This is a genomic window from Frateuria sp. GZRR35 (genome assembly GCF_051900415.1).
In the GTDB taxonomy this organism is placed as follows: Bacteria; Pseudomonadota; Gammaproteobacteria; order Xanthomonadales; family Rhodanobacteraceae; genus Frateuria_A.
Map to the genome: position 1 here is coordinate 185,182 of NZ_JBHZGL010000001.1, position 11,988 is coordinate 197,169.

At 68.0% G+C, this 11,988-nt stretch carries 10 protein-coding genes; 8 read left to right on the plus strand and 2 right to left on the minus strand.

Going from position 1 to position 11,988, the window contains the following annotated elements; all coding sequences use genetic code 11:
• Positions 1–98: 98 nt before the first annotated feature.
• Positions 99–269, minus strand: coding sequence for a hypothetical protein (locus ACFWZ3_RS00795; RefSeq protein WP_439705886.1), 171 nt, complete (start codon positions 267–269; stop codon positions 99–101).
• A 132-nt stretch (positions 270–401) separates the two neighbouring features.
• Here ACFWZ3_RS00795 and ACFWZ3_RS00800 point away from each other — a divergent pair, with 132 nt between their 5' ends.
• From ACFWZ3_RS00800 to ACFWZ3_RS00825, 6 genes are all read left to right on the plus strand, one after another.
• Positions 402–1,316 (plus strand): LysR substrate-binding domain-containing protein, encoded by a 915-nt coding sequence (locus ACFWZ3_RS00800; protein WP_439705887.1) that lies wholly within the window; start codon positions 402–404, stop codon positions 1,314–1,316.
• A 71-nt stretch (positions 1,317–1,387) separates the two neighbouring features.
• A complete protein-coding gene (locus ACFWZ3_RS00805; protein WP_439705888.1) occupies positions 1,388–2,500 on the plus strand; it encodes an S-(hydroxymethyl)glutathione dehydrogenase/class III alcohol dehydrogenase in 1,113 nt (370 codons plus the stop codon).
• A 310-nt stretch (positions 2,501–2,810) separates the two neighbouring features.
• Complete coding sequence (locus ACFWZ3_RS00810; RefSeq protein ID WP_439700277.1) at positions 2,811–3,473, plus strand: NYN domain-containing protein; 663 nt, start codon at positions 2,811–2,813, stop codon at positions 3,471–3,473.
• 34 nt (positions 3,474–3,507) lie between these two features.
• Positions 3,508–4,386 carry a class I SAM-dependent methyltransferase gene (locus tag ACFWZ3_RS00815; protein ID WP_439705889.1) on the plus strand — a complete coding sequence of 293 codons (879 nt, stop codon included), beginning with the start codon at positions 3,508–3,510 and terminating at the stop codon, positions 4,384–4,386.
• A gap of 1 nt (position 4,387) precedes the next feature.
• A complete protein-coding gene (locus tag ACFWZ3_RS00820; protein ID WP_439705890.1) occupies positions 4,388–4,921 on the plus strand; it encodes a pseudouridine synthase in 534 nt (177 codons plus the stop codon).
• Between the two features lie 65 nt (positions 4,922–4,986).
• Positions 4,987–5,733 (plus strand): class I SAM-dependent methyltransferase, encoded by a 747-nt coding sequence (locus tag ACFWZ3_RS00825; RefSeq protein ID WP_439705891.1) that lies wholly within the window; start codon positions 4,987–4,989, stop codon positions 5,731–5,733.
• Positions 5,734–7,072: 1,339 nt separating this feature from the next.
• Here ACFWZ3_RS00825 and ACFWZ3_RS00830 read toward each other — a convergent pair.
• A complete protein-coding gene (locus tag ACFWZ3_RS00830; protein ID WP_439705892.1) occupies positions 7,073–7,858 on the minus strand; it encodes a TatD family hydrolase in 786 nt (261 codons plus the stop codon).
• 273 nt (positions 7,859–8,131) lie between these two features.
• Here ACFWZ3_RS00830 and ACFWZ3_RS00835 point away from each other — a divergent pair, with 273 nt between their 5' ends.
• Both ACFWZ3_RS00835 and ACFWZ3_RS00840 read left to right on the plus strand, forming a co-directional pair.
• On the plus strand, positions 8,132–10,087 hold the full coding sequence (locus ACFWZ3_RS00835; protein WP_439705893.1) for a S8 family peptidase: 1,956 nt from the start codon (positions 8,132–8,134) through the stop codon (positions 10,085–10,087).
• A 299-nt stretch (positions 10,088–10,386) separates the two neighbouring features.
• Positions 10,387–11,973 (plus strand): M4 family metallopeptidase, encoded by a 1,587-nt coding sequence (locus ACFWZ3_RS00840; protein ID WP_439705894.1) that lies wholly within the window; start codon positions 10,387–10,389, stop codon positions 11,971–11,973.
• Positions 11,974–11,988 lie beyond the last annotated feature (15 nt).

An 11,988-nucleotide genomic window follows, 5' to 3' on the forward strand; every position in this document is an offset into this window, starting at 1 on the left:
CAACTGTAGGAGCGCACCTGTAAGCGACCGGAAGCCTCACGGTCGCGCACAGGTGCGCTCCTACAGTCCGGCACGTGGGTTTCGGCGAGGACGTGCGGCTAGCCGATCAGCGCCGCGCGCAGCACCTCGCGCCAGCGCAGCATCGGCGGCACCGGCTTCACGGTCGCGACACGGCGACCGCGGGCCGCTGGCGCATCCGCGCGCCAGTTGAGCTCGGTGGGCAGGGCGTGGCCATGCAGGTAAAGCAACTGCTTCCAGAACGGTTTCACGAGAACCTCCGGTGGGGGGTGTTGCCTTGGGGAGCGCTCAAGGTACGCCGCGTTGGTAGCGCCCAAAAGCGATATATTCGCAAGCCAGCCTTGAGTGGATTTCAAGTCGCCATCGCCTCGGAGGCCGACCTCGTGAGCCATGTTCCGCTGGGTCTGTTGCAACAGTTCGTGCGGGTCGCGCGCGTCGGCAACCTGTCGCGCGCGGCGCTGCAGGCCAACCTCACCGTCAGTGCGCTGAGCCACCAGATCCGCCAGCTGGAGGATCGCCTCGGCCGGCGCCTGTTCGAACGCGGCCCGCGCGGCGTCACGCTCACCACCGAGGGCTGCGGCCTGCTCGAAGCGGTCGGCGAACACTTCGACGGCATCGAGCACGCGCTCGCGCGCTATCGCGAGCGACGGCACGATTCGCTCACCCTGAGCGCGAGCTCCGGCATCATGTCGAGCTGGCTGGTGCCGCGGTTGCCCGGACTGGTGGCCGCGCACCCGGAACTGGAGCTCAACCTGCAGTCGGCCACCACGCTGGTGGATTTCGAGCGCGAGCCGGTCGATGCCGCCCTGCGCTACGGCCGCGGCCAGTGGCCGGGGCTCACCAGCGAGCGGCTGTTCGGCGAGTGGCTGGCGCCAGTGGCCACGCCCGAACTGATCGCGCGCATGGGCGACGCCGATCCCGGCCAGCTCGGCGACTGGCCGTTGCTGGGCGACCCGGGCGACCGCTGGCGCGAGTGGTTCGCACAGGTGGGTGGCACACCGCCGAAGCGATACGTGGCGCATTTCGACAGCACCGACGCGCTGCGCCACGCCGCGCTGGAGGGCCTGGGCGTGGGCCTGGGCCGCATGGTGAGTTCGCGCTCGCTGATCGAGGCTGGCCGGCTGGTGGTGCTGGGCCAGCGCTACCTGCCGATCCAGGAGGCCTACTGGCTGGTCTACCCGCCGCGCTCGCAGGAACACCGGGGCCTGCAGGTGTTCCGCAAATGGCTGCTGGGCGAGGCGCAGGCCTATTGCGCGCAGATGCCGCAATTGCACGAAGGCCAGGCGACGCCCGCCTGAGCTGAGCCGGCCGGTTTTCCCGCCATGCCGCGCGCGGCATCATGGCGGCTTCCCTACCTTGGAAGTCGCCCATGAAATCGCGTGCCGCCGTCGCCTGGGAAGCAGGCAAACCGTTGTCGATCGAGGACGTGGAGGTCGCCGGGCCGAAGGCCGGCGAGGTGCTGGTGCGCATCGTCGCCACCGGCGTCTGCCACACCGACGCTTTCACGCTCTCCGGCGCCGACCCGGAAGGCTTGTTCCCGGCGATCCTCGGCCACGAGGGCGGCGGCATCGTCGAGGAAGTAGGCGAGGGCGTGACCACGCTCGCCGTGGGCGACCACGTCATTCCGCTGTACACGCCCGAGTGCGGCACCTGCGAATACTGTCGCTCGGGCAAGACCAACCTGTGCCAGCGCATCCGAGCCACCCAGGGACAGGGGCTGATGCCCGACGGCACCTCGCGGTTCTCGAAAGACGGCCGGATGATCCACCACTACATGGGTACCAGCACCTTCAGCGAGTACACCGTGCTGCCCGAGATCGCGGTGGCGAAGATCAACAAGGCCGCGCCGCTGGAGAAGGTCTGCCTGCTCGGCTGCGGCATCACCACCGGCATCGGCGCGGTGCTCAATACGGCGAAGGTCGAGCCCGGCGCCAGCGTGGCCGTGTTCGGGCTGGGCGGCATCGGGCTGTCAGTGGTGCAGGGCGCGGTGATGGCCGGGGCCGGGCGCATCGTGGTGGTCGACACCAATCCGTCGAAGTTCGAGATGGCCAGGCTGCTGGGCGCCACCGATTGCATCAATCCGAAGGACTACCCCGATACGCCGATCCAGCAGGTGATCGTCGAGCTCACCGGCGGCGGCGTGGACTATTCGTTCGAGTGCATCGGCAACGTCGACGTCATGCGCGCGGCGTTGGAGTGCTGCCACAAGGGGTGGGGCGAGTCGGTGATCATCGGCGTCGCCGGCGCGGGGCAGGAGATCCGCACGCGGCCGTTCCAGCTGGTGACCGGACGCGTATGGCGCGGTTCGGCGTTCGGTGGAGTCAAGGGCCGCTCGCAGTTGCCCGGCTACGTCGACCGCTACATGGCCGGCGAAATCAGGATCGACGAGATGGTCAGCCAGGAGCTGCCGCTGGAGCGCATCAACGAGGCGTTCGACGCGATGCACGAAGGGCGTGTGATCCGTTCGGTGATCCGCTACTGAGCCTTTTCCTGCCCCTGCGTTAGCGGGGGAAGGCCCGCAACCTGGCGCCCTGCTGGAACTCGTCGCTCTTCGTTCCCCCGTTGACGGGGAAGGTGCCCGCAGGGCGGATGGGGGAAGCCTTGCGAAAGGCCCACCCGAGCATCCCGCCAAAAGCGCCCCCATCCGCCTGTCGGCACCTTCCCCCGCGTTCGCAGGGGAAGGCTCGCAACCGGTCGGTCGGCTGGAATGCGTTCCTCTTCCTTCCCCGGTTACGGTCGGGCGCGCTCGGCTAGAATGCGCCCGCCTCTCCGGCACTCCCCAAAGGACCCCCATGCAACGCACCGCCATCCTCGTCGACGGCGCTTTCTTCCTTGCCCGTTACCGCAAGGTGTGGGGCGAGCGCGACGCCAACGACGCGCGTACCGTGGCCAAGACCGTGTTCGGCATGGCGCTGGAGCACTTGAAGGCCCTGGATCGCCCGCGCGAGCAGCTGTACCGGATCTTCTTCTACGACTGCCCGCCGCTGGACAAGGTGCTGGTACGCCCGCTCAGCGGCGAGGCGGTGGACTTCTCGCGCACCGGTGCGGCCGCTTTCCGCCGCGAGCTGCACGACCAACTGCGGCGTCAGCGCAAGATGGCGCTCCGGCTCGGCCGGCTGGCCGAGCGCGGTGAATGGAAACTCCGCTACAACGCCTACCAGCAGCTGCGCGAGGGCACCCTGGCGTGGGAGGATCTGGGCGACGAGCATTTCGAGCCGGACATGCGCCAGACCCAGGTCGACATGAAGATCGGTATCGATATCGCCGCGCTGACCTACAAGAAGCTGGTCGATCAGATCATCCTGGTCGCCGGCGATGCGGATTTCATCCCGGCGGCGAAACTGGCCCGCTACGAGGGTATCGACTTCATCCTCGACCCGATGTGGCAGGGTATAGCCCCGGACCTACACGAGCACATCGACGGATTGCAGTCGGTCTGCCCGCGTCCCTTCTGAAACATTCCGTCCCGCGTGGTCGTAAGGAGACACCATGAAGACCCTGCTGCTTTCCGCTTTCACCGCCGCCGCCCTGCTGGCCCTGCCGGCCATCGCGCAGGACCAGCCCACCGACGCGCTGGTGCCGCCGACCTCGGCCAGCGACTACACCGCCACCCAGCTTGCCCAGGTCATCGACAGTGACTGGCGCCCGGCCAACCAGCGCGCGCGCGACACCTACCGCCATCCGAAGGAAACGCTCACCTTCTTCGAGTTGCGTCCGGACCAGACGGTGATCGAGATCACCCCGGGCGGCGGCTGGTACACGCAGATCCTGGCGCCCCTGCTGCGCGACAACGGCCATTACATCGCCGCCGAAAAGCAGCCGTCCGCCGACAGCGAGGCGCGCGGTGACGACAGCGCCCTGCGCAAACTCTTCGTCGCGCACCCGGCGCAGTTCGGCAAGGCTGCCATCGTGGCCTTCGATCCCAAGGCGCCGGTGCTCGGCCCAGCCGGTTCGGCCGACCGCGTGCTGACCTTCCGCAACGTCCATAACTGGGCGATGGACGGCAGCGCGCCGGCGATGTTCAAGGCGTTCTACACGGTGCTCAAGCCCGGGGGCGTGCTCGGCGTGGTCGACCATCGCGCCGACGCCGGCGCCACGCTGGACGAGGTCAAGCGCAGCGGCTACCTGCCGGTCGATTACGTCGTCAAGCTCGCGACCGATGCCGGATTCGTGCTGGATGGGCGCAGCGAGATCAACGCCAACCCGAAGGACGACCACGATCATCCCGAAGGTGTGTGGACGCTGCCGCCCACGCTCGCGCTGGGCGACAAGGACAAGGACAAGTACCTGGCGATCGGCGAGTCCGATCGCATGACCCTGCGTTTCGTGAAGCCGGAGGCGCCCGCCCACGCGGCCTCCTCGCCGTGACGTGCTGATCGCGCTCAACAAGCCCTATGGCGTGCTGTGCCAGTTCTCCGGCGACGGCAGCCGGCCGACCCTGGCCGGCTACGTGCGCGAGAAGGACGTCTATCCGGCCGGACGGCTGGACCACGACAGCGAAGGCCTGCTGTTGCTGACCGACGACGGCCGTCTCGCGCACCGCCTCACCGATCCGCGCCACAAGCAACCCAAGACCTACCTGGTACAGGTCGATGGCGCCATCACCGATGAGGCGCTCGCCGCATTGCGGCGTGGCGTCACGCTCAACGACGGCCCCACGCTCCCGGCGGGTGCCGAGCACGCGGCCGAGCCGGAGTGGCTATGGCCGCGCGATCCGCCGGTGCGCTTTCGCAAGGCGATCCCCACCAGCTGGCTCACGATCACCCTGCGTGAAGGACGCAATCGCCAGGTGCGGCGGATGACGGCAGCGGTGGGGTTTCCTACCCTGCGGCTGATCCGCGTGCGCATCGGCGATTGGGCGCTGGACGGCCTGCCCCCGGGCGAAACCCGCCGGCTCCTGTAGGTGGTTTCGGCCCACCGGTTCCGGCGGCGGCACGGCGGGATGAAGCCCCCTTACGGTTTCCAACCATGCCTACCTTCAAAGACCACTTCTCTGGTCACGCCACGCTCTACCGCGATGCGCGACCGCTACCACCCGCCGACTGGTTCGACTGGCTCGCCGGCCAGGCGCCGGACCATGCGCTGGCCTGGGATGCCGGCTGTGGCAACGGCCAGGCCAGCCTGGGGCTGGCGGCGCACTTCGAGCGCGTGGTGGCGACCGACCCGAGCGCGACGCAGATCGCCCAGGCCAGCGCCCATCCGGCCATTGACTACCGCGTGGAGCCGGCCGAGCACAGCAGCCTGGCGGCGGGCAGCGTGAGTCTGGTCAGCGTGTCGCAGGCATTGCACTGGTTCGACCTGGACGCGTTCCACGCGGAAGTGCGCCGGGTGGCCAGGCCGGGGGCGCTGCTGGCGGTTTCCGGCTATGGCAACTGCAGCGTGGATCGGGCGGTGGATGCGATCGAGTGGAAGCTGTACTCCGACACGCTCGGCGGCGATTGGCCGCCCGAACGCGCGCTGGTGGATGAGGGTTATCGCGGGTTGCCCTTTCCGTTCGAGCCGGTGGCCACGCCGAGTTTCGCCATGCAGGCGCGCTGGAATCTCGCGAAGTTCCTCGCCTATCTGCGTTCCTGGTCGGCCACGCAGCGTTATCTGGAACGCACGGGTGTCGACCCGGTGGAGGCGGCGGCACCTGCGCTCGCAGAGGCTTGGGGCCAGCCCGACAGGGTGCGTACTGTCCGTTGGCCGTTCTTTACCCGCGTAAGCCGCCTCTGACCAAGCTCTCTCTTCCCTCCGGGGAGAGGACTGGGGTGAGGGCCCACGGCTTGCTGGGATGCCCGCGAGAGCGCTGCCTTGCTTGTCGTTCTAGCGTGGCCTCTTCGCGACTGGGCTCGCCTGTGGCGGGCTTCCGATCGCCTGTCGGCGGCCTGCTAAGCACGGTGAGGGATAAGAGCTAGGCCTTCTCGCCTTGCTTGGTGGGTCGCTTGCTTTTAGAGGAGCTGCCGCCGCTTTGCCGCGGGCGCTCGGGAGCTGAGGCACGAAGATTGCGGGGTCATGCGCGTTGCGGTACGTGGCTCCCTCTCCCCTCCGGGGAGAGGGTTGGGGTGAGGGGCCGGGGCTCGCGGGGATGCCCGCAGTAGCGCTGCCTTGTTTGTCGTTCTTGCGTGGTCTCCCCGCGACTGGGCTCGCCTGCCGCGGGCTTTCGATCGCCTGCCGGCGCTCGAGTCACTTTTCTTTGCTGGCCCAAAGAAAAGTAACCAAAAGAAATGGCCTGCTAAGCCCGGTGAGGGATAAGAGCTAGGTGCCGCCTCGCCTTGCTGGGTCAGTCGCTTGCTCTTAGAGGAGCTGCCGCCGCTTTACCGCGGGCGCTCGGGAGTTGGGGCAAGGGTGGGTTTGCGGCGGCGTGGAGCGGCTACCGATGGCGACTTCAGAGCGGCCGGTGGCTCTGGCGCACCGGCATGACCTTTTGGCTCGACGGCACGCTGTTCGTTTCGTTTCGTGATTGCGAGCCCTACGGGCAACCAACGCCGAATGTCCTCTTCGCGCGAGAGAGAGTCACAAAACGCGGATACCAGCCAACCCGCGAAATGCCTCCCTTGCCTCAACTCCCGAGCGCCCGCGGTAAAGCGGCGGCAGCTCCTCTAAGAGCAGGCGACTGACCAAGCAAAGCTCACTGGTACCTAGCTTTTTAGTCACCCCGTGCTTAGCAGGCCATTTCTTTGGTTACTTTCTTTGGGCCAGCAAAGAAAGTGACCCGAGCGCCGACAGGCGATCGGAAGCCCGCGGCAGGCGAGCCAAGTCGCGTGGAGGCCGCGCAACGGCGACAACCAAAGCACCCTCCGGACGAAACATCCCCGCGAGCCCCGGCCCCTCACCCCAACCCTCTCCCCGGAGGGGAGAGGGAGCAGAGTGCGGCGGACGTGCACAACCGCGCGCTCTTCCTGCCTCAGCTTCCGAGCGCCGTCAGGCGATCGGAAGTCCGCGGCAGGCAAGCCAAGTCGAGGGAAGAACCCGCAAGAACGGCAGCCCAGACATCCCACATGCAGGAGACATTCGCGCGAGCCCCAGCGCTTACAGCCCGGTTCCTTCTCCTCCGCAGGTAACAGGACGCCCGCTACCGCCCGAAGAACGCCATCGCCGCAGCCGTGCTGTTCGCCGCCGTCACCTCGACCGGCTCGCCGCGGTCGCGCGCCACTTCCTCGCAGATGTGCTTGAGGTACATCGGCTCGTTGCGACGGTGGCTGGGTTGCGGACGCACGGTGCGCGGCAACAGGTAGGGTGCGTCGGTTTCCAGCATCAGCCGCTCCGCCGGGATCTCGCGCACGAATTCGCGCAGGTGCGTGCCGCGCCGCTCGTCGCAGATCCAGCCGGTGATGCCGATGTGGCAGCCCAGCGAGAGGTAGTCGTGCAGGGCCTCCCGGGTATCCGTGAAACAGTGCACCACCGCCGCCGGCACGCGGTCGCGGTAGCGCTTGAGCAAGGCCAGGAAATCCGCGTGCGCGTCACGCTGATGCAGGAACAACGGCTTGCCCAGTTCCGCCGCGATCGCCAGTTGCTGCTCGAACACGCGCAGCTGCACGTCGCGGGGCGAGTAATTGCGGTGGTAATCCAGCCCCGTCTCGCCGACCGCGCGCACCTCGGGCAGGCAGGCCAGCTCGCGCAGGCGGGCGTCGGTGGCCTCGTCGTAGTCGATCGCGTGGTGTGGATGCACGCCCGCGGTCGCCCACAGCACGCCGGGATGTTCGTGCGCCAATGCCAACGCCTGCTCACTGCCTTCGCGCGAGGCGCCGGTCACCACCATCCGCGTGACGCCCTGCACGGCGGCCCGCGCAAGCACGTCGGCGAAGTCGTGGCGGAAGGATTCGTGCGTGAGATTCGCGCCGATGTCGACCAGCTGCATGGCTTGCCCGCAAAAGCGCGCATTGTTGCAGAGCAGGCCGGATTGGCAAGGCGTGCAGCCGTCCAGCCCGCTGTCACATCGAGGCGACAAACGACCCCCTAGCTTGCGAATCGACGACGGCAGGGAAGCAGTGGGGCGTGGGTGATGCAGTCACGCGACAGCCGGCAGGATGCGTCCAGGGCGACCGTCGTCGACGGAAGCGGAGTTTCAGGACTTCGTGCAGTACTGCCCGCCGTGCAAGGCGGCGGGTGCTCAAAACCGGGGAATCACTTCATGTCAAATTGTATGCGGATCGGGGCGCTGCTCGGCGCTTCCATGGCCTTTGCCTTCTCGATGGCGGCGCATGCCGCTGCCCCTGCCGGGGGATTGGGCGACGCCCACTACAACATCAGCTCACTCAAGAGCGACGGCCATTACGACCGCTTCATCGTCACCTGGCGACCGGGCAGCGCGGAGCGGGCCAATCCTTCGCTGATGCGCCAGAGCATGGGCGCGGCGCTTTCGCGCGCCGGCCTGGTGCGTGCCACGCTCAGTCCGCAGGGCATGATGCAGGCGCCGGTGCAGGCGAGCTACGGGCGGCGGCTGGCGATCGGCGCCGACGTGCTGCGCACCTCGCGCAAGCTCGACCGCAATGAAGCGGCCGCGCTGATGGCACAGATCGCCAGCGACCCGGCGGTGCTGCACGTGGCGCCGGACGTGCTGCGCCATGCCGTGCGCGACATCGCCGCGCCGTCCTCGCTACGCCCGAGCGCGTTCAAGCCCAGCGACACCGAATTCCGCCAATACCAGTGGGACCTCAAGGCGCCCAGCGGCCGTGCCACCGCGTTCGGCGACCGCAACTACGGCGGCTCGCACGTCAACGCCGCGTGGGACCTGGCCGACGGCAAGGGCGTCGTGATAGCCGTGCTCGATACCGGTATCACCACGCACGTGGACGTCAACACCAAGCTGGCTGGCGCCGGCTACGACTTCATCACCGACGCATTCCTTTCCGGCCGCAAGAACGACGGCCGCATCCCCGGCGGCTGGGATCCGGGCGACTGGACGACCGGCAGGCCGTGGCAGTCGATGTGCACGGACGAGTTCAATCCGCCCCAGCCCAGCTCGTGGCACGGCACCCACGTGGCCAGCACGGTCGGCGCCGAGCGCACCAACAATGGCATCGGCCTGGCCGGCATCGCCTACCGCGCACGGGTGCTGCCCATCCGCGTGCTCGGCCACTGTGGTGGTTACGACAGCGACATCAGCGACGCGATCATCTGGGCCGCCGGCGGCCACGTCGATGGCGTGCCGGACAACACCCACCCGGCGCAGGTGATCAACCTGAGTCTGGCCGGCTACGGCCAGTGCACCGCCGACGACCCGATGGGCCAGGCGATCGCCCTCGCCAACAAGCGTGGCGCGGTGGTGGTGGTCGCGGCGGGCAACGACAACGACAACGCGAAGTACTTCTCGCCCGCCAGTTGCCCGGGCACCATCACGGTAGCCGCCACGGGTGTGACCAGCCGGCGCGCCTATTATTCCAACTACGGGCGCACGGTCGACCTGGCCGCGCCGGGCGGCGGCATCTTCGCAGGCGACCGCAGCAGCGGCGAGCAGGTGTCCGACGGCTTCGTCTGGCAGGCGATCAACAGCGGGACCACCAAGCCGGTCGCGGACGATTCCAACTACGCCGGTTACGCCGGTACCTCGCAGGCAACCCCGCACGTCAGCGGTACCGTGGCGCTGATGCAGGCCGCGCGGCTGGCCCGCGGACTCAAGCCGCTGTCGCCCGCCGCGGTGCTGGACATTCTGCAGCGCACCGCCGCCACCCCCAAGGTGGCGCCCGACCATCGCATCGGCGCAGGCATCCTGGACGCCTACGCGGCGGTGAACATGGCCATCAACACCGGTGGGACGACCAACCAGGCGACGCTGCTGGGCAACGGCGTGGCGCTTTCGGATCTGTCGGGGGCCAAGGGCAGCCGCACGGTGTATCGCATCGACGTGCCCGAAGGCACCGCCAAGTTGAGCCTGCGCACGAGTGACGGCAGCGGCGACGTCACCCTTTACGTGAATCGGGGCACCCCCGCCACCCCGGACGACTATCACTGCCGCTCGGCCCACACGGGCACCAGCGAGTCGGTGGTGCTCGATCACCCGGCCGCCGGCAGCTGGTTCGTCACGCTGGTGGGCCGCACCGGCTACCGCGGCGTGAACCTGGTGGGGAAGTACCTCGCCTCACGCTGATCCGGGACAGAGGCCGGCGGCGCATGTCGCCGGCCTTGGTACAGTGGTTCGCCAGACAGGCTGCACCGTCGAGCCGGCCCACCCCGGAGGCGATGCGCAGAGCTGCTTCGCGCATCCGCGAAGTGCGGCCAAACCTGTGAGTGATAGCACAGGCCGACAGCCACGGCTCTTGGAAAATTTCCCGGTTGACGCTCCTGTCAACCCTTCCTACTGTGACGAAGTCGTCGTTTTTCTGATATGGCGACGTTATTGAAGCCCTGCTGCGCCAAGCCGGGGCTACCGTCCGCAAGGGGAAAAACATGTTTCAGAAGAAGCTCGTCGGCGCCATGCTCGCCGCGCTGGGGTGCGCGTCGGCTTCGCTCTGTGCCGCCACGCCGGTGCATATTCACGCCGGTCGCCTCGGCCAACTCGCGCCGGCCACCCTGGCCGGTCGCCTGGGTCTAGGCCAGGGCAGCACCTTCGCCGCCGGTGCGCACGCGAAAACGGTGCGCGGCACCATCAAGACGCGCGAGCGGCAGACCTTCCAGGGCGTCCCGGTGTACGGACGTAGCCTGGTCGTCGAACGCGACGCCCGCGGCAACGTGGTGAGCGCCCACGGCGAGGCCGAGGCCAGCCTGTCCGGCCAGTTGCATTCGGTGCGTCCGCGCCTCAACGGCGCGCAGGCGCAGACCGCCCTGCAGGCCAAGCTGGGCCAGCGCGGCCTGGTCGCCAGCAATGTGCGCAGCGAGCTATTTGTCTATCCGCAGGCCAAGGGCAACGCCCGGCTGGCTTACCGCACCTCGTACCTGGTGACGTCCAACGGCCGGATCTCGCGTCCGACCGCGATCGTCGACGCCAACACCGGCGAGGTCCTGCGTCACTGGGATGGCCTGACCACCGGTCGCCGTCCGCCGGGCACCGGCACGCCGACGCCGGTCGACGCCAATGGCCCGGGCGGCAACGAGGTGACCGGCCTGTACCACTACGACGGTTCGGGCGCCGGTCTGGAGCTGCTCAGCGCCACACGCATCGGCAACACCTGCTACCTGCAGGACGACAAGGTCGCTACCTACAACGTGGCCGGCGGCCAGCGCGTGACCTTGTGGTCGTTCGGCTGCGCGGGCACCAATCCGGCTGGCTGGACCAGCATCGGCGACGCGATCAACGGCGCCTATTCGCCGATCAACGACGCGCACCACTTCGGTGGCGTGGTGTACGACATGTACAACAGCTGGTTCGGCGCACCGCCGCTGAAAAATGGCGATGGCAGCCCGATGCAGCTGCACATGTGGGTGCATTACGGCGCCAACTACGAAAACGCCTTCTGGGATGGCTCCGAAATGGTCTTCGGCGACGGTGACCAGTACTTCTACCCGTTCGTGGTGCTCGACATCACCGGACACGAAATCAGCCACGGCTTCACCGAGCAGCACTCGGGCCTGGAGTACGTCGGCCAATCCGGCGGCATGAACGAGGCGTTCTCCGATATGGCCGGCGAGGCGGTGAAGTACTTCGATCGCGGTAGCAACGACTTCATGACCGGTGCCGACATCGTCAAGCCGGACACCGTGCCGCTGCTGGGCATGGCCGCGCTGCGCGACATGTGCACGCCGAGCAACGACGGCTACTCGATCGACAACGCCAGCCAGTACAACGACCGGCTCGACGTGCATTACTCCAGCGGCGTCTACAACCGCGCCTTCTGCACCCTGGCCAGCACCGCCGGCTGGAACACGCGCATGGCGTTCGAGGTGTTCCACGACGCCAATGCGCTGTACTGGCAGGCGGACGAGACCTTCGACACGGGCGCCTGCGGCGTCGAGCAGGCGGCAGCCGACCGCGGCTATGCCGGCTCCGACGTGGTGGCCGCGTTCAATGCCGTGGGCGTGACCTGCCCGGCCAGGTAAACCTCCCGGGGCCCG